Source organism: Variovorax sp. J31P207 (genome assembly GCF_030316965.1).
In the GTDB taxonomy this organism is placed as follows: Bacteria; Pseudomonadota; Gammaproteobacteria; order Burkholderiales; family Burkholderiaceae_C; genus Variovorax; species Variovorax ginsengisoli_B.
This window is the reverse complement of sequence record NZ_JASZYN010000011.1, coordinates 100,107-120,080: the sequence shown is the minus strand read 5'-3', so window position 1 is coordinate 120,080 and position 19,974 is coordinate 100,107. Positions and strand designations below refer to the sequence as shown.

Annotated in this window: 19 protein-coding genes; 7 read left to right on the top strand and 12 right to left on the bottom strand. The window is 66.7% G+C overall.

What is annotated here, in order from left to right; translation table 11 throughout:
* Positions 1-6: 6 nt before the first annotated feature.
* The 10 genes from leuC to QTI68_RS29935 all read right to left on the bottom strand — a co-directional run bounded on the left by leuC (position 7) and on the right by QTI68_RS29935 (position 8,770).
* On the bottom strand, positions 7-1,428 hold the full coding sequence (gene leuC, locus QTI68_RS29980) for a 3-isopropylmalate dehydratase large subunit (protein WP_286526834.1): 1,422 nt from the start codon (positions 1,426-1,428) through the stop codon (positions 7-9).
* Positions 1,429-1,456: 28 nt separating this feature from the next.
* Positions 1,457-2,404 (bottom strand): LysR family transcriptional regulator, encoded by a 948-nt coding sequence (locus QTI68_RS29975; RefSeq protein WP_286526832.1) that lies wholly within the window; start codon positions 2,402-2,404, stop codon positions 1,457-1,459.
* 120 nt (positions 2,405-2,524) lie between these two features.
* Positions 2,525-2,665 (bottom strand): entericidin A/B family lipoprotein, encoded by a 141-nt coding sequence (locus QTI68_RS29970; RefSeq protein ID WP_286526830.1) that lies wholly within the window; start codon positions 2,663-2,665, stop codon positions 2,525-2,527.
* 123 nt (positions 2,666-2,788) lie between these two features.
* Positions 2,789-4,099, bottom strand: a complete 1,311-nt coding sequence (gltA, locus tag QTI68_RS29965; RefSeq protein ID WP_286526829.1) for a citrate synthase — start codon at positions 4,097-4,099, stop codon at positions 2,789-2,791.
* Positions 4,100-4,123: 24 nt separating this feature from the next.
* Positions 4,124-4,426, bottom strand: coding sequence for an FAD assembly factor SdhE (locus QTI68_RS29960; RefSeq protein ID WP_286526828.1), 303 nt, complete (start codon positions 4,424-4,426; stop codon positions 4,124-4,126).
* A gap of 17 nt (positions 4,427-4,443) precedes the next feature.
* Complete coding sequence (locus tag QTI68_RS29955; protein WP_286526827.1) at positions 4,444-5,145, bottom strand: succinate dehydrogenase iron-sulfur subunit; 702 nt, start codon at positions 5,143-5,145, stop codon at positions 4,444-4,446.
* A 74-nt stretch (positions 5,146-5,219) separates the two neighbouring features.
* The gene (gene sdhA / locus QTI68_RS29950) at positions 5,220-7,028 is read right to left on the bottom strand and encodes a succinate dehydrogenase flavoprotein subunit (protein ID WP_286526826.1); all 1,809 of its coding nucleotides are present in this window, start codon (positions 7,026-7,028) and stop codon (positions 5,220-5,222) included.
* A 4-nt stretch (positions 7,029-7,032) separates the two neighbouring features.
* Entirely contained in the window at positions 7,033-7,398 is a 366-nt protein-coding gene (sdhD, locus tag QTI68_RS29945; protein ID WP_286526825.1) for a succinate dehydrogenase, hydrophobic membrane anchor protein, read from the bottom strand.
* Between the two features lie 18 nt (positions 7,399-7,416).
* Complete coding sequence (gene sdhC / locus QTI68_RS29940; protein ID WP_286526824.1) at positions 7,417-7,863, bottom strand: succinate dehydrogenase, cytochrome b556 subunit; 447 nt, start codon at positions 7,861-7,863, stop codon at positions 7,417-7,419.
* 145 nt (positions 7,864-8,008) lie between these two features.
* Positions 8,009-8,770, bottom strand: coding sequence for a GntR family transcriptional regulator (locus QTI68_RS29935; RefSeq protein WP_286526823.1), 762 nt, complete (start codon positions 8,768-8,770; stop codon positions 8,009-8,011).
* A 191-nt stretch (positions 8,771-8,961) separates the two neighbouring features.
* On the opposite strand from QTI68_RS29935, the gene QTI68_RS29930 reads away from it, so the two are divergent.
* From QTI68_RS29930 to QTI68_RS29910, 5 genes are all read left to right on the top strand, one after another.
* Positions 8,962-9,948, top strand: coding sequence for a malate dehydrogenase (locus QTI68_RS29930; RefSeq protein WP_286510110.1), 987 nt, complete (start codon positions 8,962-8,964; stop codon positions 9,946-9,948).
* A gap of 13 nt (positions 9,949-9,961) precedes the next feature.
* On the top strand, positions 9,962-10,738 hold the full coding sequence (tam, locus tag QTI68_RS29925) for a trans-aconitate 2-methyltransferase (RefSeq protein ID WP_286526822.1): 777 nt from the start codon (positions 9,962-9,964) through the stop codon (positions 10,736-10,738).
* Positions 10,735-11,742 carry an HpcH/HpaI aldolase/citrate lyase family protein gene (locus QTI68_RS29920; RefSeq protein WP_286526821.1) on the top strand — a complete coding sequence of 336 codons (1,008 nt, stop codon included), beginning with the start codon at positions 10,735-10,737 and terminating at the stop codon, positions 11,740-11,742. Before tam ends, QTI68_RS29920 begins: the two co-directional genes overlap by 4 nt.
* A 28-nt stretch (positions 11,743-11,770) precedes the next feature.
* Positions 11,771-12,343: a hypothetical protein gene (locus QTI68_RS29915; RefSeq protein ID WP_286526819.1), complete on the top strand. Its 573-nt coding sequence runs from the start codon at positions 11,771-11,773 to the stop codon at positions 12,341-12,343.
* 70 nt (positions 12,344-12,413) lie between these two features.
* Positions 12,414-14,999: a bifunctional aconitate hydratase 2/2-methylisocitrate dehydratase gene (locus QTI68_RS29910; RefSeq protein WP_286526817.1), complete on the top strand. Its 2,586-nt coding sequence runs from the start codon at positions 12,414-12,416 to the stop codon at positions 14,997-14,999.
* Between the two features lie 66 nt (positions 15,000-15,065).
* Here QTI68_RS29910 and QTI68_RS29905 read toward each other — a convergent pair whose 3' ends face one another.
* Positions 15,066-15,566, bottom strand: coding sequence for a pyridoxamine 5'-phosphate oxidase family protein (locus tag QTI68_RS29905; protein WP_286526816.1), 501 nt, complete (start codon positions 15,564-15,566; stop codon positions 15,066-15,068).
* A gap of 132 nt (positions 15,567-15,698) precedes the next feature.
* Positions 15,699-16,520, bottom strand: coding sequence for a helix-turn-helix domain-containing protein (locus tag QTI68_RS29900; RefSeq protein ID WP_503011757.1), 822 nt, complete (start codon positions 16,518-16,520; stop codon positions 15,699-15,701).
* Between the two features lie 131 nt (positions 16,521-16,651).
* On the opposite strand from QTI68_RS29900, the gene QTI68_RS29895 reads away from it, so the two are divergent.
* Positions 16,652-17,068 (top strand): hypothetical protein, encoded by a 417-nt coding sequence (locus QTI68_RS29895; protein ID WP_286526815.1) that lies wholly within the window; start codon positions 16,652-16,654, stop codon positions 17,066-17,068.
* A gap of 75 nt (positions 17,069-17,143) precedes the next feature.
* Positions 17,144-19,879 (top strand): aconitate hydratase AcnA, encoded by a 2,736-nt coding sequence (acnA, locus tag QTI68_RS29890; protein WP_286526814.1) that lies wholly within the window; start codon positions 17,144-17,146, stop codon positions 19,877-19,879.
* The last annotated feature ends 95 nt before the right edge of the window (positions 19,880-19,974 follow it).

Below are 19,974 nucleotides of genomic sequence, written 5' to 3'. Positions count from 1 at the left end.
CTGGTCTCACGAGAATTGGCGGACATCGACGAAGTGGCCGTGCACCGCGGCGGCCGCGGCCATGGCGGGGCTCACGAGGTGGGTACGCCCGCCCGCGCCCTGGCGGCCTTCGAAGTTGCGGTTGCTGGTCGAGGCGCAGCGCTCGCCCGGCTCGAGGCGGTCGGCGTTCATCGCCAGGCACATCGAGCAGCCGGGCTCGCGCCACTCGAAGCCCGCGGCCTTGAAGATCTGGTCGAGCCCTTCGCGCTCGGCCTGCGCCTTCACCACGCCGGAGCCCGGCACGACCATCGCGAGCTTGACGTTCTTGGCGACCTTCTGGCCGAGCTTCTTGACCACGGCCGCGGCCTCGCGCATGTCCTCGATGCGGCTGTTGGTGCAGGAGCCGATGAACACCTTGTCGATGAAGATGTCGTTCATGGGCTTGTTGGGCTCCAGTCCCATGTAGACCAGGGCGCGTTCGATCGCGCCGCGCTTGTTGGGATCCTTCTCCTTGTCGGGATCGGGCACGCGGCCGTCGACCGGCACCACCATCTCGGGCGAGGTGCCCCAGGTGACCTGCGGCTTGATCTGCGCGGCGTCGAGCTCGACCACGAGGTCGAAGTGCGCGCCGGGGTCGGAATGCAGGGTCTTCCAGTAGGCGACCGCCTGGTCCCATTCGACGCCGGTCGGCGCCAGCGGACGGCCCTTGACGTAGGCGATGGTCTTTTCGTCGACCGCCACCAGGCCGGCGCGCGCACCGGCCTCGATCGCCATGTTGCAGACCGTCATGCGGCCTTCCATGCTGAGGTCGCGGATCGCCGAACCGGCGAACTCGATCGTGTAGCCGGTGCCGCCGGCGGTGCCGATCCGGCCGATGATCGCCAGCACGATGTCCTTGGCGGTGCAGCCGAGCGGCAGCTTGCCCTCGACCTTCACGAGCAGGTTCTTCGCCTTCTTGCCGAGCAGCGTCTGGGTGGCCATGACGTGCTCGACCTCGCTGGTGCCGATGCCGTGCGCCAGCGCGCCGAAGGCGCCGTGCGTGGAGGTGTGCGAATCGCCGCAGACCACGGTCATGCCGGGCAGGGTGGCGCCCGACTCGGGGCCGATCACGTGCACGATGCCCTGGCGCTTGCTCAGGAACGGAAAGAACGCGGCGGCGCCGAATTCCTTGATGTTGCTGTCGAGGGTCGTGACCTGTTCCTTGCTGGTCGGGTCGGCGATGCCGTCGTAGCCGCGCTCCCAGCCGGTGGTCGGCGTGTTGTGGTCGGCCGTGGCCACCACCGAGCTGATGCGCCACAGCTTGCGGCCGGCCTCGCGCAGCCCTTCGAAGGCTTGCGGGCTGGTCACTTCGTGCACCAGGTGGCGATCGATGTAGAGGATCGCGGTGCCGTCTTCCTCGGTGTGGACGACGTGTTCGTCCCAGAGTTTGTCGTAGAGCGTGCGTGCCATGGGTCTCTTTCGTGGGGAGGTGATTGTCTTATGCGGCCAGCTGCGCGGGCGTCGCGGCAGCGGGCGTGTGCAGGTGCTTGACCAGCATGCGGGCGGCGACCGGCAAGGTCGTGAAGTCGCGGGCGATGAGCCGGATCTGGCGTGCGGCCCAGGCGTCCTGGAGCGACACGGAGCTCAGGCCGCGGCCGATGCCGCCCTGCATCAGCTCGAAGGCCCGCAGCGGCATCACGCCGACGCCGAGGCCGTTCTCGATCATCCGGCACATCGCGTCGAGGCCGGTCACGTGGATTCGCAGGCGGATGCTGCGGTTGGCGGCCAGGGCGGCCTGATGCATCGCGACGTAGATCGAGCTGTTGCTGTGCAGGCCGACATGGTCGTAGTCGAGCGAATCGACGAAGGCGATCGAGCGCCTGGACGCCAGCATGTGGCCGGCGGGCACGATCAGCGCGAGTGCGTCGTCGCGGTAGGGCAGGCTCTGGAGCTCGTTGCCGCCTTCGGCGACATGGCAGACCCCGAGGTCGGCCGCCCCTTCATGGACCGCCCGCACGACTTCGCTGCTGAGGTGCTCTTCGAGGTCGATCTTGATCGCGTCGTGCTCGCGCGTGAAGGCACCGAGGTCTTCGGGCAGGAACTGGACGATCGCCGAGATGTTGGCGTGCACCCGCACATGCCCGCGCACGCCGTCGGCGTATTCGCTCAGTTCGCCCTGCATCTTCTCGAGGCTGTAGAGCACCGAGCGGGCATGGTGAAGCAGGCTTTCGCCGGCCGGCGTCAGGTCGACGCCGCGCGCATGGCGGTAGAGCAGGGGCGTTCCGAGCGTGGCTTCGAGGTCGGACAGGCGCTTGCTGATCGCCGACGCCGCGATGAATTCGCGCTCGGCGGCGCGGCCGATGCTGCCGAGTTCGCAGACGGCCACGAACAACTGCAGCGACGTGAGGTCGATGCGGCGGGCAAAACTGCGTTCGGATGAGGTCATCGGGGCTTGGCATCTCGTTCAGAGATGGAAGCCTGCATTTTCCCCCTGTTTTCAGGCTTTGGCCATCGTGATACGAGATGGCCAAGATGCCGCGACGCGATGGCGCCGCGGCTCGCTTCGCTACTGCTTCTTGGTGGCGGCGTCTTCCATCTTCTGACCGCCCTTCTGGATGTCCTGGCCGGCACCCTTCATGGTGTTGCAGCCGGCGAGCGGCACGGCGAAGGCAAAGGCGACGGCGATCATGGCGGCAAGCTTCTTCATGGCGGAACTCCTTCTCGGTTGGTTGACGAGCCCAAGTTATTCGCCCGCCGTGTGCGCGCTTGTCAGCCAAGACGCAAAAAAGCTGCCCGTGGGCAGCTTTCCTGGATGAGGGCCTGACGGCAATCAGCGCTGGGCGATCGGCTTGACGTCGCGCTTGACCGAGCCTTCGAAGAGCTGGCGCGGACGGCCGATCTTGTAGTCCGGGTCGCCGATCATTTCGTTCAGCTGGGCGATCCAGCCCACGGTGCGGGCCAGCGCGAAGATCGCGGTGAACAGCGGCACCGGGATGCCGATCGCGCGCTGCACGATGCCCGAGTAGAAATCGACGTTCGGGTAGAGCTTGCGGGAGACGAAGTATTCGTCTTCCAGGGCGATCTTCTCGAGCGCCATCGCGAGCTTGAACAGCGGGTCGTTCTCGAGGCCCAGTTCGCCCAGCACTTCCTTGCAGGTTTCCTGCATCAGCTTGGCGCGCGGGTCGTAGTTCTTGTAGACGCGGTGCCCGAAGCCCATCAGCTTGACGTTGGAATTCTTGTCCTTGACCTGCTTGATGAACTCGCCGATCTTCTCGACGCCGCCAGCTTTCTGGATGTCGTAGAGCATGTTGAGCGCCGCCTCGTTGGCGCCGCCGTGGGCCGGGCCCCAGAGGCAGGCCACGCCGGCCGCGATCGCCGCGAACGGGTTGGTGCCCGACGAGCCGCACAGGCGCACGGTCGAGGTCGATGCGTTCTGCTCGTGGTCGGCGTGCAGGATGAAGATGCGGTCGAGCGCGCGCTCGAGCACCGGGCTCACCTTGTACTCCTCGCACGGCGTCGCGAACATCATGTGCAGGAAGTTGCCCGCGTAGCTGAGTTCGTTCTTCGGGTACATGTAGGGCTGGCCCACGGTGTACTTGTAGGCCATGGCGACCAGGGTCGGCATCTTGGCGATCAGGCGGATCGCGGCGATTTCGCGGTGCTTCGGATTGTTGATGTCCGTGCTGTCGTGATAGAAGGCCGACAGGGCGCCGACCAGGCCGGTCATGATGGCCATCGGGTGGGCGTCGCGGCGGAAGCCGCGCAGGAAGAACTGCATCTGCTCGTTGACCATCGTGTGGTTGGTCACGAGCTTGGTGAAGTTGGTCTTCTTGGCTTCGTCGGGCAGTTCGCCGTACAGCAACAGGTGGCAGGTCTCGAGGAAGTCGCAGTTGGTCGCGAGCTGCTCGATCGGGTAGCCGCGGTACAGCAGCTCGCCCTTGTCGCCATCGATGTAGGTGATGGCCGATTCGCACGAGGCCGTCGACATGAAGCCCGGGTCGTAGGTGAACATGCCCGTCTGGGCGTAGAGCTTGCGGATGTCGATCACGTCAGGGCCCAGGGTGCCCTTGTAGATCGGCAGCTCGACGTTCTGTCCGCCGTTGCTGAACGACAGAGTGGCCTTGTTCTCGGATGCTTTCATTTCGAGTGTCTTTCAAAGAATGGATCAGGAAGATAGGGATTTCGCACCGTCGCTGCGCATCAGCCGCAGCAGGGCGACCACCTCGGCCCCGGCCCATCCGGGCTCGGGCTCCTTTCGCGCAAGCAGGAGGTCGAGCAGGTCGTTGTCCGACAGGTCCATCAATGTCTCCAGTGCCTGTGCCTGCCCGAAGGTCAGGCTTGCCTCGTGCCGTTCGAAGAAGCGGGCAATGAACAGGTCGTTTTCAAGCAAGCCGCGCCGGCAGCGCCACTTGAGCTTGCTCAGCGCGCGCTCGCTGATCGGCTCGGAAGGGTTGTCGGTGGCTGGCATCGGGGCTCTCGTCGGGACTAGATGGCGCGGCGCACCATCAGTTCCTTGATCTTGCCGATCGCCCGGGTCGGATTCAGGTTCTTCGGGCAGACGTCGACGCAATTCATGATCGAGTGGCAGCGGAACAGGCGGTACGGGTCCTCGAGGTTGTCCAGGCGCTCGGCGGTGGCTTCGTCGCGGCTGTCGGCGATGAAGCGGTAGGCCTGCAGCAGGCCGGCCGGACCGACGAACTTGTCGGGGTTCCACCAGAAGCTCGGGCAGCTGGTCGAGCAGCTCGCGCACAGGATGCACTCGTACAGGCCGTTCAGCTCGTCGCGCTCCTCGGGCGACTGCAGGCGCTCCTTCTCGGGCGGCACGGTGTCGTTCTGCAGGTACGGCTTGATCGAGTTGTACTGCTTGAAGAACTGCGTCATGTCGACGATCAGGTCGCGGATCACCGGCAGGCCGGGCAGCGGCTTGAGCACGATCGTGCCCTTGAGCGTCAGCATGTTGGTCAGGCAGGCCAGGCCGTTCTTGCCGTTGATGTTCATCGCGTCGGAGCCGCAGACGCCTTCGCGGCAGGAGCGGCGGAACGACAAGGTCGGGTCCTGCGCCTTGAGCTTCATGAGGGCGTCGAGCAGCATGCGCTCGTGGCCGTCGAGTTCGATCTCGACGGTCTGCATGTAGGGCTTGGCGTCCTTGTCCGGGTCGTAGCGGTAGATTTGAAAAGTGCGCTTCATCGTGGGATACCTTTAGTCGGTTGGGGACAGCGCTTGCGGCGCTTCGCGCCACTGCGGTCTGTCCCGCAAGGTTTTCAGAACGTCCGGACCTTCGGCGGCACGGAGGCGACCGTCAGCGGCTGCAGCTTGACCGGCTTGTACGAGAGGCGGTTGTCCTGGCTGTACCAGAGCGTGTGCTTCATCCAGTTGGCGTCGTCGCGGCCGAGCGGTGCGACCGGGTCGTCGGCCGGGCGTTCGTAGTCTTCCACCGTGTGGGCGCCGCGGCATTCGCGGCGGGCGGCGGCCGACACCATCGTGGCCTGTGCGACTTCGATCAGGTTGTCGACTTCGAGGGCTTCGATGCGGGCGGTGTTGAAGACGCGCGACTTGTCCTTGAGCGTGACCGCGGCGACGCGCTGGCGCACGGCGGCGATCTTCTGCACGCCTTCGTCCATCGAGGCCTGCTTGCGGAACACGGCGGCGTGCTGCTGCATCACCGAGCGGATCTCGTTGGCCACGTCCTGCGCGTATTCGCCCGCGGTCGAGGCCTCGAGCTGGTTCAGGCGCTCCAGCGTTCGGTCGGCCGCATCGGCCGGGAGGTCCTTGTGTTCCTTCAGCTTGTCGTTGAACTGGACGATGTGGTTGCCGGCCGCGCGGCCGAACACCAGCAGGTCGAGCAGCGAGTTGGTGCCCAGGCGGTTGGCGCCGTGCACGCTCACGCAGGAGCATTCGCCGACCGCGTAGAGGCCGTTGACCACGGCGCTGTTTTCTTCGCCCTTCTGGATCACGACCTGGCCGTTGATGTTGGTCGGGATGCCGCCCATCTGGTAGTGGATGGTCGGCACCACCGGGATCGGCTCCTTGGTGATGTCGACGTTGGCGAAGTTGACGCCGATCTCGTACACCGAGGGCAGCCGCTTGTGGATGGTCTCGGCACCGAGGTGGTCGAGTTTCAGCAGCACGTAGTCCTTGTTGGGACCGCAGCCACGGCCTTCCTTGATCTCCTGGTCCATCGATCGCGAGACGAAGTCGCGCGGCGCCAGGTCCTTGAGCGTCGGCGCGTAGCGTTCCATGAAGCGCTCGCCGTTGCTGTTGAGCAGGATCGCGCCTTCGCCGCGGCAGCCTTCGGTCAGCAGCACGCCGGCGCCGGCCACGCCGGTCGGGTGGAACTGCCAGAACTCCATGTCCTGCAGCGGGATGCCGGCGCGGGCCGCCATGCCGAGGCCGTCGCCGGTGTTGATGAAGGCGTTGGTCGAGGCCGCGAAGATGCGGCCGGCACCGCCGGTCGCCAGCAGCACGGTCTTGGCCTGCAGGATGTGCAGGTCGCCGGTTTCCATTTCGAGGGCGGTCACGCCGACCACGTCGCCTTCGGCGTCGCGGATCAGGTCGAGGGCCATCCACTCGACGAAGAACTGGGTGCGGGCCTCGACGTTCTTCTGATAGAGCGTGTGCAGCATCGCGTGGCCGGTGCGGTCGGCGGCGGCGCAGGCGCGCTGCACCGGCTTCTCGCCGTAGTTCGCGGTGTGGCCGCCGAACGGACGCTGGTAGATCGTGCCGTCCGGATTGCGGTCGAACGGCATGCCGAAGTGCTCGAGCTCGTAGACGACCTTCGGCGCTTCGCGGCACATGAACTCGATCGCGTCCTGGTCGCCGAGCCAGTCGGAGCCCTTGATCGTGTCGTAGAAGTGGTAGTGCCAGTTGTCCTCGCTCATGTTGCCGAGCGAGGCGCCGACGCCGCCCTGGGCAGCGACGGTGTGCGAGCGGGTCGGGAACACCTTGGAGAGCACGGCGACGTTGAGGCCGGCGCGTGCCAGTTGCAGCGAGGCGCGCATGCCGGAGCCGCCGGCGCCGATGATGACGACGTCGAACTTCCGCTTGGTGATTTGTTCTTTTGTGTATGACATGGGGTTACAGCCTCCAGAGCACTTGAATGGCCCAACCCGCGCAACCCACAAGCCAGACGATGGTGAAAACTTGGCACAGCAGGCGGATGCCGACCGGCTGGACGTAGTCCATCCAGACGTCGCGCATGCCGACCCAGACGTGATAGAGCAGCGAGGCGATCACGACGAAGGTGAGCACCTTCATCCATTGTGCGGCGAAGATGCCGGCCCAGAGGTCGTAGCCGATCGGGCCGCGCTTGAAGATCACCTGCGCCAGCAGGATGACGGTGAAGAGCGCCATCAGGGCGCCGGTGATGCGCTGGCTGAGCCAGTCGCGCAATCCGTAGTGCGCGCCGACGACGATGCGCTTGGAGCCGTAGTTCACAGACATTTCAGTTTCCTCGCGCAATCAGTAGAGACCGAACAGCTTGGCGCCGAGGACGACGGTCAGCAGGATGCTCAGGAAGAGGGTGGCGAGCGCGGTGCTGTTGCCGGACTTCTTGTCGACCGCGTGATGGTTCACGTCCATGTAGAGGTGGCGCAGGCCGGCGATGAAGTGGTGCAGGTAGGCCCAGATCAGCGCCAGCGCGACGAGCTTGATGAACCAGCCCGGGACGAAACCGAGCCCGACATTGAAGGCGGCCGTGAAGCGGGCGAACGAGATCTCGGAGGACACCGAGGTGTCGAACATCCAGATGATGAACGGCAGCAGCAGGAACATCAGCGCCCCGCTCACGCGGTGCAGGATCGACACGATGCCGGCCGGCGGCAGCCGGTAGGTGGTCAGGTCGGAAAGGGGGTTGATATTGCGGAACTCTCGCCGCGGCTGTCGGGGTGGGGTGGCCAACTCTGTCATGGGGGCTTTCGGGTTTTACGAGGGGCTACTTGTTCTTTGGCGAAAAGCAAACAACTCAAAATTCTATTGCAACGCACCATCTCGCGGCTTTCGCTGCTCCGGTCATCGCACCGCGATGGTCGGATGATGGCGCACGAGGCCGCTGTCAGCCGAGGTCGTTTCGATAGTGATGGGTGTCGGTGCGATAGAGCCCGCGGCGCAGTTCCATGGGCGTGTCGTGGTAGGTATAGGCCACGCGCTCCACGCTCAGCAGCGGGGTCCAGGTGACGACCTGCAACAGCGCCGCCTGCGCAGGATCGGGCAGCACCGCCCGGATCCTTTCCTCGGCGCGCACCATGCGGACGCCGAATTCGGTCTCGAACAGCGCATACATCGGCCCGTGCCAGGCAGTGAGGCGCTCGGCGGTCAGGCCCCTGAACGGGGTCCCGGGCAGCCAGAGTTCCTCGAGGATGGTCGGTGTGCCGCGGTAGGCCAGCACCCGCCGCACCTGCAGCACGGCGTCGCCGGTGCGCAGGGACAGCGCGCGGGCGACGTCGGCGCTGGCGCGCTGGCGCTTGCAGTCGACGATCTCGCGCTCGGCCGGGCCTTCGCTGTCGACGTCGCCACTGTCGGGCACCAGCTTCAGGAAGCGGTACTGCACATGCTGCTCGGCGTGCGTCGCGACGAAGGTGCCCTTGCCCTGGCGGCGCACCACCAGGTTTTCGGCCGACAGCTCGTCGATCGCCTTGCGCACGGTGCCCTGGCTGACCCGGAAGCGGGCGGCCAGGTCGATCTCGCTCGGGATCGGCTCGCCGGGCTTCCATTCGCCGGCATGGAGGCTCTGCAGGATCAGCGACTTGATCTGCTGGTAGAGCGGACTGAACGACGGCGTGGAGGGCTCGGCGACAGTGGTGGGAGAGGTGGCCATGGGGTTTCGTGGGTGCACCGCGAGGGTGCTTCGGGCCCACATCTTATATAAGACATAAGACAGGCGCCACCGAAAGCTCAAATCGGCATAAAATCGAAGACGGCCCGAAGGCCGGGCTTGGAGTCCCGGCCCGACCTCGTGGCCGCGCTCCGCGGCCGTGCCCCGTTTTCATCATTTCCTGGAGTATTCCCATGAGCAAGAAGCCTGTTCGCGTTGCCGTCACCGGTGCCGCTGGCCAAATCGGTTACGCCCTGCTGTTCCGCATCGCCTCCGGCGAAATGCTGGGCAAGGACCAGCCGGTCATCCTGCAACTGCTCGAGATCCCCGACGAAAAGGCCCAGAAGGCGCTCAAGGGCGTGATGATGGAGCTCGACGACTGCGCCTTCCCGCTGCTGGCCGGCATGGAAGCCCACGGCGACCCGATGACCGCCTTCAAGGACGCCGACTACGCGCTGCTGGTCGGCTCGCGTCCGCGCGGCCCGGGCATGGAACGTGCCGAACTGCTGGCCGTCAATGGCGCCATCTTCACGGCCCAGGGCAAGGCGCTCAACGCCGTCGCCAGCCGCAATGTCAAGGTGCTGGTGGTCGGCAACCCGGCCAACACCAACGCCTACATCGCGATGAAGAGCGCCCCCGACCTGCCGCGCAAGAACTTCACCGCCATGCTGCGCCTGGACCACAACCGCGCCGCCAGCCAGCTTGCAGCCAAGACCGGCAAGGCCGTGGCCGACATCGAGAAGCTGACCGTCTGGGGCAACCACTCGCCCACGATGTACGCCGATTACCGCTTCGCCACCATCAACGGCGAAAGCGTCGCCAAGATGATCAACGACCAGGACTGGAACGCCAACACCTTCCTGCCGACCGTCGGCAAGCGCGGCGCCGCGATCATCGAGGCCCGCGGCCTGTCGTCGGCCGCCTCGGCCGCCAACGCCGCCATCGACCACATGCGCGACTGGGCCCTGGGCACCAACGGCAAGTGGGTCACCATGGGCATTCCGTCGGACGGCCAGTACGGCATTCCGAAGGACGTGATGTTCGGCTTCCCGGTCACCTGCGAAAACGGCGAATACAAGGTCGTCGACGGCCTGGCGATCGACGCCTTCAGCCAGGAACGCATCGACAAGACGCTCAAGGAACTGACCGACGAGCAAGCCGGCGTCGCCCACCTGCTGTAAGCCGCGACCCGGCATGCTCGACTGGAACCCCGCGCTCTACAGCCGCTACGAGGACGAGCGCACCCGTCCGGCCCGGGACCTGCTGGCCCGGGTGCCGCTGGCCCAGGCCACGCGCGTGTTCGATCTCGGCTGCGGGCCGGGCAACTCCACCGAGCTGCTGGTGCAACGTTTTCCGGCTGCCGCGGTGGTCGGCACCGACAACTCCGAGCCGATGCTCGCCAGTGCCAGGCAGCGCCTGCCGCAGGCCCGCTTCGAGCTCGGCGACATCGCCACCTGGGCGCCCGAGGCGGCGCCCGACCTCATCTATGCCAATGCCGCCTTGCAATGGGTGCCCGACCACGAGACCCTGATCCCCAGGCTCTTCGCGTTGCTGGCACCCGGGGGCGTGCTGGCGATCCAGATGCCCGACAACCGCCAGGAGCCCACGCATCGGCTGATGCGCGAGGTGGCGGCCGAGGCACCCTGGGCGCAGGCCATCGGAAACCCCGACCGGCTGCGCACCGAATTGCTGGGCATCGACGGCTACTACGACCTGCTGGCCGGCGAGGCCGCGGCGGTCGACGTCTGGCGCACCGCCTACCAGCATCCGATGGCCTCCGCGGCGGCCATCGTCGAATGGGTCAGCGGCACCGGGCTGAAGCCCTTCGTCGATCCCTTGCCCAGCGAGCTGAAGACCAGCTACCTGGCCGAATACGAACGCCGCATCGCCCGCGCCTACCCGGCGCGTACCGACGGCCGGCTGCTGCTGGCCTTCCCGCGCATGTTCATCGTGGCGCAGAAGAAACCATGAGCACCGAGAACGCCGTTCCCCATCCGCGCGAGGTGCTGCTCGGCGCCCAGGCCGGCGCCGTCGCGCTGCCGGTCTGCGACCACTACAGCGGTGTCGAGGCGCGCATGCGCAAGAGCCTGGCGCTGCAAGCCGAAATGGCCCAGGAGTTCGGCGCCTGCGTGTTCGACGTCACGCTCGACTGCGAGGACGGCGCGCCGGTGGGCGGCGAGGCCGAGCATGCGGCGCTGGTGACCGAGCTCGCGCTGTCGGCGGCGCCCGGCATGCGTGTCGGCGCCCGGGTCCATCCGGTCGACCATGCCGCGTTTCCGGCCGACGTGATGACGATCGCAGGCCGCGCCGGCCATCGCCTGAGCCACCTGATGGTGCCCAAGGTGGAGTCGATCGACGATGTGCGCGAGGCCGCGCTGGCGCTCGATGCCGTCGGCGCCGAGGCGCTGCCGCTGCACGTGCTGATCGAATCGCCGTTGGCGGTGCATCATGTCTTCGAGATCGCTGCCCATCCGAGGGTGCAGTCGCTGAGCTTCGGGCTGATGGATTTCGTCTCTTCGCACGGCGGTGCCATTCCGGCCGACGGCATGGCCGCCGCGGGGCAGTTCACGCACCCGCTGGTGGTACGCGCCAAGCTCGAGATCGCCTCCGCCGCGCATGCGCATGGCAAGGTGCCCTCGCATTGCGTGGTGACCGAGTTCAAGGACATCGACGCGATGCGCGCCTCGGCCCGCCGCGCCGCCACCGAGTTCGGCTACACGCGGATGTGGAGCATCCATCCGAACCAGATCCGCCCGATCCTCGAGGCCTTCTCGCCCGACGAGCGGCAGATTCAAATCGCTACAAAAATCATTGCCGCCGCCGCCCTTGCCGCGTGGGCGCCGGTCAGCATCGATGGCACATTGCATGATCGTGCCAGCTATCGCCATTTCTGGCAGGTGCTCGAACGGGCGCACGCCACCGGCCGCAGCCTGCCTTCCGAGGCGCAGCCGTGGTTCGCACCCGCTTCATCCTGAAACCCAACCCCCCCGAAAGACCATTCCCATGAAGACAATTGCTCTGATTGCCGCCGCTGCCCTGGCCCTGCCGATGGCCGCCATGGCCCAGACCAGCTCCACCGGCACCGCAGCGAAGCCGGCCGCCAACACGACCGGCAAGAAGGTCGTCCAGAAGGTGGTGCCCAAGCGCATCATCAAGCGGGTCGAAGAAGCCAAGCCCATCAGCGAAGAAACCGACGTCACCCTGTCGGAGCAGGACCTGAAGGTGGCCGAGACCATCCTGACCGGCACCATCAAGTGCGAACTCGGTGCCAGCGTGAACATCGAGGCCGACCCCAAGAAGCCCGGCTTCTTCACCCTGACGCACGCCGGCATCAAGTACCGCCTGCACCCGGTCAGCAGCCGCACCGGCGCGGTGCGGCTCGAGGACCCGGTGCGCGAGGCCATGTGGCTGCAGCTGGGCAACAAGTCGATGCTCATGAGCCAGAAGCTGGGCCTGCGCCTGGCCGACGAATGCCAGGCGGCCAAGCAGGTCGAGGTGGCCGAGGACATGAAGAAGAACCCGCCCAAGAGCCTGTTCGAAAGCGGCGACGCGGCACCGACCGCCAAGACGCAGTAATCCCGCCAAGGCGCGGCTCTTGCTTCCGAGCGGGAGCCGCCCGCCCATTTGTGTTTCCGGAGAAAAGAAGATGTTGCAAGCCTACGTTGACCATGTCGCCGAGCGCGCCGCGCTCGGCATCCCGCCGCTGCCGCTCACTGCCAAGCAGACCGCCGAGCTGATCGAGCTCATGAAGTCGCCGGCCGTCGCCGACGCCGAGTTCCTGCTCAATCTGCTGACGCACCGCGTGCCCGCGGGCGTGGACGATGCGGCCAAGGTCAAGGCGAGCTACCTCGCGGCCGTCGCGCACGGCACCGAAAAGAGCCTGCTGCTGACGCGTGCCCGGGCGACCGAACTGCTCGGCACCATGCTCGGCGGCTACAACATCGGCCCGCTGGTCGATCTGCTCGACGATGCCGAAGTCGGCGGCGTCGCAGCCGAAGGTCTCAAGAAGACCCTGCTGATGTTCGACCAGTTCCACGACGTCAAGGAAAAGGCCGACAAGGGCAATGCCAACGCCCGTGCCGTGCTGCAAAGCTGGGCCGATGCCGAGTGGTTCACCAGCCGTCCCGAAGTGCCGCAAAGCATCACCGTCAGCATCTTCAAGGTGGCCGGCGAAATCAACACCGACGACCTGTCGCCCGCGCCCGACGCGACCACCCGCCCGGACATCCCGATGCACGCGCTCGCGATGCACAAGAACGCCCGCCCCGGCATCGTGCCCGAGGAAGACGGCAAGCGCGGTCCGGTGAAGTTCATCGAGGACCTGCGCGCCCGCGGCCACCTGGTGGCCTACGCCGGCGACGTCGTCGGCACGGGCTCGTCGCGCAAGAGCGCGACCAACTCGGTGCTGTGGTTCACCGGCGAAGACATTCCCTACGTGCCGAACAAGCGCTTCGGCGGCGTCTGCCTGGGTGGCAAGATCGCCCCGATCTTCTACAACACGATGGAAGACTCCGGCGCGCTGCCGATCGAGCTCGACGTCAGCCAGATGAACATGGGCGACGTGGTCGAACTGCGTCCCTACGACGGCAAGGCACTCAAGGACGGCAAGGTGATTGCCGAGTTCTCGGTCAAGAGCGATGTGCTGTTCGACGAAGTGCGCGCCGGCGGCCGCATTCCGCTGATCATCGGCCGCGGCCTCACGGCCAAGGCACGCGAGGCCCTCGGTCTGCCGGCCTCGACGCTGTTCCGCCTGCCGGTCAGCCCGGTCGACACCAAGAAGGGCTTCTCGCTGGCGCAGAAGATGGTCGGCCGCGCCTGCGGCCTGCCCGAAGGCCTGGGAGTTCGCCCCGGCACCTACTGCGAGCCGAAGATGACCTCGGTCGGCAGCCAGGACACCACCGGCCCGATGACCCGCGACGAACTCAAGGACCTGGCCTGCCTGGGCTTCAGTGCCGACCTGGTCATGCAGTCGTTCTGCCACACGGCGGCCTACCCCAAGAAGGTGGACGTCAAGATGCACCACGAGCTGCCGGACTTCATGGCGACCCGCGGCGGCGTGTCGCTGCGTCCGGGCGACGGCGTGATCCACAGCTGGCTCAACCGCCTGCTGACGCCCGACACGGTCGGCACCGGCGGCGACAGCCACACCCGCTTCCCGATCGGGATCAGCTTCCCGGCCGGCTCCGGCCTGGTGGCCTTCGCGGCCGCCACCGGCGTGATGCCGCTGGACATGCCCGAATCGGTGCTGGTGCGCTTCAAGGGCAAGATGCAGCCCGGCGTGACCCTGCGCGACCTGGTCAACGCGATTCCGCTCTACGCCATCAAGTCGGGCCTGCTGACGGTCGAGAAGAAGGGCAAGAAGAACATCTTCTCGGGCCGCATCCTCGAGATCGAAGGCCTGCCTGATCTGAAGGTCGAGCAGGCGTTCGAGCTCAGCGACGCCTCGGCCGAGCGCTCGGCCGCCGGCTGCACGGTGCACCTGAACAAGGAACCGATCATCGAGTACATCAACAGCAACATCACGCTGATGCGCTGGATGATCGCCGAGGGCTATGCCGACGGCCGCACGCTGGCGCGCCGCATCGCGGCCCAGGAAGCCTGGCTCAAGGACCCGCAGCTGCTCAAGGGCGACGACGACGCCGACTACGCGGCCGTCATCGAGATCGACCTGGCCGACATCCACGAGCCGATCGTGGCCTGCCCGAACGACCCCGACGACGTCAAGACGCTGTCGGACGTGGCCGGCGCCACCATCGACGAAGTGTTCATCGGTTCGTGCATGACCAACATCGGCCACTTCCGTGCGGCGTCCAAGCTGCTCGAAGGCAAGCGCGACATCCCGGTCAAGCTGTGGATCGCGCCGCCGACCAAGATGGACGCGCAGCAGCTCACCGAGGAAGGCCACTACGGCGTCTTCGGCAATGCCGGCGCGCGCACCGAGATGCCGGGCTGCTCGCTGTGCATGGGCAACCAGGCACAGGTGCGCGAAGGCGCGACCGTGATGTCGACCAGCACGCGCAACTTCCCGAACCGGCTGGGCAAGAACACCAATGTGTACCTCGGCAGCGCCGAACTGGCCGCGATCTGCTCGCGCCTGGGCCGCATCCCGACCAGGGAGGAGTACATGACCAACGTCGGCGTGATCGACGCCTCCAGCGAACAGATCTACCAGTACCTCAACTTCGACAAGATCGACGAGTACAAGGAGATCGCCGACAAGGTCGCTGCCTGAGCTCCCTGTCGCGTCCGACCCCAGGAAAGCCCCGCTCGCGCGGGGCTTTTTTCATGGGCGGCCGGCTCAGGCGACGTTGAGCTTCCGGTGCTCGCCCATGTCGGTGGGCGGCTTGCCGGTGATGGCGGCCTTGGCCATCTTGAACAGCTGCACCATCTTGCTGTCGTCGACGTCCCAGTATTCGGCGTCCAGGATGCGCACCGCCAGCAGGCCCAGGTTCGGGTCGCCGGCGCCCTTCGGAAACCAGGACTTGGCCATGGTGTTGAAGAGCTCCTCCTTCTTCGCCGCATCGTCCTGCAGCGCGGCCTGGCCCGAGACCGAGACGTAGCTGTCGGCGTCGGTGTCGGCGTAGGCGACGTTGACGCTCGGATCGCTGGCGACGTGGCGCGCGATCTCCCCGTCCTTCGGGATGAAGAAGTACAGGGTCGCGCCCTCGTCGAGCTTCTTGTTCTGCGTGGTCAGCGGATGGCTGTGAAGCTGGCCGTCGCTGTGGCGGTGGGTCAGCATGCCGAAGCGGGTGTCCTTGATCAGCTCCCACAGCTTGGCTTGTTCGTCGGTTTGGCTCATTCGCGGTTCTCCGGTGTGTCGGTGGATCGAAGCCCCGACGCTAGGGCCGTCCCGAGCGACGGCATGCGCTGGGCGGGCGCATTTGCGTGTCGTCCAGGACCGACGTGCGTGCGACGCGCTGCCGCCTGTTTTTCAGCGGCCGGCGAGCGTGCTCAGTGTCTTCGCGGTCTGCGCATCGGCCGGAAAGAAGGATTCGACCGCGAGTTCCTGCAAGGTGACGTCGACCGGCGTGCCGAAGATCGTCGTCGTGCTGATGAAGCTCAGCACGCCCTGCGGCGTCACGAGCTGGAAGGGCACGACCACGTTGGAGAGTTCGCCGCCGGCGGCCGGTGCGTCGTGGCTCACCTGGGGTTGCGGGTAGGCGGCCAGCTCGTCGTGCAGCTCGGCCAGCGTGGCGTCGCCGGTGGCGGCGATCTGCTGCTGCAGCCGTTCGAGCAGGTGCGCCCGCCATTGCGCCAGGTTGGCGATCCGCGGCGCCAGGCCGTCCGGATGCAGGCTCAGGCGCAACACGTTGACCGGCGCCTCGACCAGATGCGGGGCCGCGCCGGCCATCAGCATCGGCACCAGCGCGTTGTGCGCCACCAGGTTCCAGTGGCGGTCGACCGCCAGCGCCGGATAGGGTTCGTGGCCCTTGAGCACCAGGTCGACGGCCCGCCGTGCCGCCGCCAGCGCCGGGTCGTCGAGGGAGCGCTGCCGGTACATGGGTGCGTAGCCGGCCGCCACCAGCAGCGCGTTGCGCTCGCGCAGCGGCACGTCGAGCCGTTCCGCCAGTCGCAGCACCATCTCGCGGCTGGGTTCGGCGCGGCCGGTCTCGACATAGCTCAGGTGGCGGGTCGACACCTGCGCCTCGTGGGCCAGGTCGAGCTGGCTCAGGCGCCGGTGCTGGCGCCAATGGCGGAGGTGGGCGCCGAAGGGGTCGGCCGCGGTCGGGGGGGCGCTGCTCGGGGTGTTCATGGACGCCATCCTAGTGAAGCGGCGCAGGACGGCCATGACCTGCGAGGTCATCGACCCGGCGCCGCGGCGCGGGAATCATCGATTCCAACGCAGCGGGAAGGGCCCGCCGCGCAACACCCAAGGAGTTCGCCATGTCCCTCTTTGCCTCCCCTCGTTTCCTGTCCCGCGTGATGGCGGCCGATGCCGTCTCGTGCGCCGCCACCGGGGCGCTGCAATTGATCTTCGGCACGGCGCTGGCCCGCTGGACCGGCCTGCCGGCACCGCTGCTGCTGGCGACCGGGGCCTTCCTGCTGGCCTACGCGGGTGCCGCGGCCTGGATGGCCAGCCGCGCGCTGCCGCCGCGCCGGCTGATCGGGCTGGTGGTGGCCGGCAACTTCGGCTGGGCGGTCGCCTGCATCGGCCTGCTGGCCGTCGCGGGCGGCTCGATCGCTGCGCCGGGCTGGGCCTGGGTGCTGGCCCAGGCGCTGGTCGTGGTGGTGCTCGCCGAACTGCAATGGATGGGCCTGCGCCACGCCAGGGCGACCGGGCCGCGCGCGCTGGCAGCCTGAACCCCTGGCCTGCAGCCGAGGTCATCGAACCCTGCTATCTTTGAGGCGCTTCCACGAATACACAGGAGTTTCCACATGGCCAAAGCCCCGGCACACGCCTTCGCCCCCACGCTCAAGACCTTCAAGACCGCATCGGGCAAGGCCGGAAAGTACTGGTCGCTCAAGGAACTCGCGAAGCAATATCCCAACGTCGCCAAGCTGCCGGTCTCGATCCGCATCGTGCTCGAGTCGGTGCTGCGCAACTGCGACGGCCAGAAGGTGACCGCCGAGCACGTCGAGCAGTTGGCCAACTGGGCGCCCAATGCCGAGCGCACCGACGAGGTGCCCTTCGTCGTCACCCGCGTGGTGCTGCAGGACTTCACCGGCGTGCCGCTGCTGGCCGACCTGGCCGCCATGCGCAGCGTCGCGCAGTCGCTCGGCAAGTCGCCCAAGACCATCGAGCCGCTGGTGCCGGTCGACCTGGTGGTCGACCACTCGGTGATGGTGGACTACTACGGCACGCCCAAGGCGCTCGACCTCAACATGAAGCTCGAGTTCCAGCGCAACAACGAGCGCTACCAGTTCATGAAGTGGGGCATGCAGGCCTTCGACACCTTCGGCGTCGTGCCGCCGGGCTTCGGCATCGTGCACCAGGTCAATCTCGAGTACTTCGCGCGCGGCGTCTACAAGAGCCCCAACGACAAGGGCGAGCCGCCGGTGTACTACCCCGACTCGCTGGTCGGCACCGACAGCCACACGACCATGATCAACGGCATCGGCGTGGTCGGCTGGGGCGTGGGCGGCATCGAGGCCGAGGCCGCGATGCTGGGCCAGCCGGTCTACATGCTGACGCCCGACGTGGTCGGCTTCGAGCTCACCGGCAAGCTGCGCGAAGGCGTCACCGCCACCGACCTGGTGCTCTACGTCACGGCGATCCTGCGCGGCGAGAAAGTGGTCGGCAAGTTCGTCGAATTCTTCGGCCCCGGCGCCGCCTCGATCGCGGTGCCCGACCGCGCCACCATCGGCAACATGGCGCCCGAGTACGGCGCCACCATGGGCTTCTTCCCGGTCGACGAGATGACCGTGGCCTACTTCAAGGGCACCGGCCGCACCGATGCCGAGGTCGAGCGCTTCGAGGCCTACTACAAGGCCCAGGGGCTGTTCGGCATGCCGGCGCCTGGCGAACTCGAATACACCAAGGTCGTCAAGCTCGATCTCGGCACCGTGTCGCCGAGCCTGGCCGGCCCGAAGCGCCCGCAGGACCGCATCAACCTTGGCGACCTGGCGACCAAGTTCTCCGAGCTCTACAGCAAGCCGAACGAGGCCAACGGCTTCAACCAGCCGGCCGACACGCTGAAAGTGCGCCACCCGCTGCCGAAGAGCGAGGTCGCGATCGGCAATGGCGACGTGCTGATCGCCGCCATCACCTCCTGCACCAACACCTCGAACCCGAGCGTGATGCTGGCCGCCGGCCTGCTGGCCAAGAAGGCGGTCGAGGCGGGCCTGACGGTCAAGCCGCACGTCAAGACCTCGCTGGCGCCCGGCTCGCGCATCGTGACCGAGTACCTCGAGAAGGCGGGCCTCCTGCCTTACCTCGAGAAGCTGGGCTTCTACCTGGCCGGCTACGGCTGCACCACCTGCATCGGCAATGCCGGCGACCTCACGCCCGAGATCAACGAGGCCATCACGAAGAACAACCTGATCGGCGCCGCCGTGCTGTCGGGCAACCGCAATTTCGAAGCCCGCATCCATCCGAACCTCAAGGCCAACTTCCTGGCCTCGCCGCCGCTGGTGGTGGCCTTCGCGATCGCCGGCAACGTGATGGTCGACCTGATGACCGAGCCGGTGGGCAAGGGCAAGAAGGGCCAGGATGTCTACCTTGGCGACATCTGGCCGACGCCGAAGGAGATCGACGACAACCTGCGCTTCGCGATGAACGCCAAGACCTTCCGCCAGAACTACGAGCAGATCAAGGCCAATCCAGGCAAGCTCTGGAGCAGCATCAAGGGCACCAAAGGCCAGGTCTACGACTGGCCCAAGTCGACCTACATCGCCGAGCCGCCGTTCTTCGAGGGCTTCAAGATGAAGCCGCATGCGAGCGACGCCGGCTTCACGGGCGCGCGCATCATGGCGCTGTTCGGCGACTCGATCACCACCGACCACATCTCACCGGCCGGCTCGATCAAGGAAAGCTCGCCCGCCGGCATCTGGCTCAAGGCGCACGGCGTGTCCAAGGCCGACTTCAACAGCTACGGTTCGCGCCGCGGCAACCATGACGTGATGATGCGCGGCACCTTCGCCAACGTGCGCATCAAGAACCTCATGATCCCGGCCGATGCCGACGGTTCGCGCGAGGAGGGCGGCCTGACGCTGTTCCAGCCGGGCAACGAGAAGATGTTCATCTACGACGCCGCGATGAAGTACATCGAGCAGGGCGTGCCGACCGTGATCTTCGGCGGCGAGGAATACGGCACCGGTTCGTCGCGCGACTGGGCCGCCAAGGGCACCCAGCTGCTGGGCATCAAGGCCGTGGTGGCGCGCAGTTTCGAGCGCATCCACCGTGCCAACCTGGTCGGCATGGGCGTGCTGCCGCTGCAGTTCCGCGGCGCCGATTCATGGGAGAGCCTGGGCCTGACCGGCGACGAGAAGATCGACGTCGTGATCGGCGGCGAGCTCAAGCCCCAGATGGACGTCAAGATCGTGGTCCACCGGCCGGACGGCAGCCATCAGGAAGTCACGGTGCGCCTGCGCATCGACACGCCGATCGAGGTCGACTATTACAAGCACGGCGGCATCCTGCCGTTCGTGCTGCGGCAGTTGCTCGCCGCCTGACGAGGGCCTGACTTCCGAGGCGATCGCGCGGTCGGACCGCGCGTTCCCGAGGGATTCTTGGGCCCATCGCCCCCAACGCCAGAGTTTTCGAGAAT

Excerpts from the sequence above, each read along its gene's own strand:
- QTI68_RS29935 (WP_286526823.1), bottom strand. The coding sequence starts at position 8,770 with ATGGCCACCTCTCCCACCACTGTCGCCGAGCCCTCCACGCCGTCGTTC.
- QTI68_RS29970 (WP_286526830.1), bottom strand. The coding sequence starts at position 2,665 with ATGAAGAAGCTTGCCGCCATGATCGCCGTCGCCTTTGCCTTCGCCGTG.
- QTI68_RS29895 (WP_286526815.1), top strand. The coding sequence starts at position 16,652 with ATGTCCCTCTTTGCCTCCCCTCGTTTCCTGTCCCGCGTGATGGCGGCC.
- leuC (WP_286526834.1), bottom strand. The coding sequence starts at position 1,428 with ATGGCACGCACGCTCTACGACAAACTCTGGGACGAACACGTCGTCCAC.
- QTI68_RS29910 (WP_286526817.1), top strand. The coding sequence starts at position 12,414 with ATGTTGCAAGCCTACGTTGACCATGTCGCCGAGCGCGCCGCGCTCGGC.
- sdhD (WP_286526825.1), bottom strand. The coding sequence starts at position 7,398 with ATGTCTGTGAACTACGGCTCCAAGCGCATCGTCGTCGGCGCGCACTAC.
- tam (WP_286526822.1), top strand. The coding sequence starts at position 9,962 with ATGCTCGACTGGAACCCCGCGCTCTACAGCCGCTACGAGGACGAGCGC.
- sdhC (WP_286526824.1), bottom strand. The coding sequence starts at position 7,863 with ATGACAGAGTTGGCCACCCCACCCCGACAGCCGCGGCGAGAGTTCCGC.
- acnA (WP_286526814.1), top strand. The coding sequence starts at position 17,144 with ATGGCCAAAGCCCCGGCACACGCCTTCGCCCCCACGCTCAAGACCTTC.
- gltA (WP_286526829.1), bottom strand. The coding sequence starts at position 4,099 with ATGAAAGCATCCGAGAACAAGGCCACTCTGTCGTTCAGCAACGGCGGA.
- QTI68_RS29900 (WP_503011757.1), bottom strand. The coding sequence starts at position 16,520 with ATGAACACCCCGAGCAGCGCCCCCCCGACCGCGGCCGACCCCTTCGGC.
- QTI68_RS29955 (WP_286526827.1), bottom strand. The coding sequence starts at position 5,145 with ATGAAGCGCACTTTTCAAATCTACCGCTACGACCCGGACAAGGACGCC.
- QTI68_RS29905 (WP_286526816.1), bottom strand. The coding sequence starts at position 15,566 with ATGAGCCAAACCGACGAACAAGCCAAGCTGTGGGAGCTGATCAAGGAC.
- sdhA (WP_286526826.1), bottom strand. The coding sequence starts at position 7,028 with ATGTCATACACAAAAGAACAAATCACCAAGCGGAAGTTCGACGTCGTC.
- QTI68_RS29920 (WP_286526821.1), top strand. The coding sequence starts at position 10,735 with ATGAGCACCGAGAACGCCGTTCCCCATCCGCGCGAGGTGCTGCTCGGC.
- QTI68_RS29975 (WP_286526832.1), bottom strand. The coding sequence starts at position 2,404 with ATGACCTCATCCGAACGCAGTTTTGCCCGCCGCATCGACCTCACGTCG.
- QTI68_RS29915 (WP_286526819.1), top strand. The coding sequence starts at position 11,771 with ATGAAGACAATTGCTCTGATTGCCGCCGCTGCCCTGGCCCTGCCGATG.
- QTI68_RS29960 (WP_286526828.1), bottom strand. The coding sequence starts at position 4,426 with ATGCCAGCCACCGACAACCCTTCCGAGCCGATCAGCGAGCGCGCGCTG.
- QTI68_RS29930 (WP_286510110.1), top strand. The coding sequence starts at position 8,962 with ATGAGCAAGAAGCCTGTTCGCGTTGCCGTCACCGGTGCCGCTGGCCAA.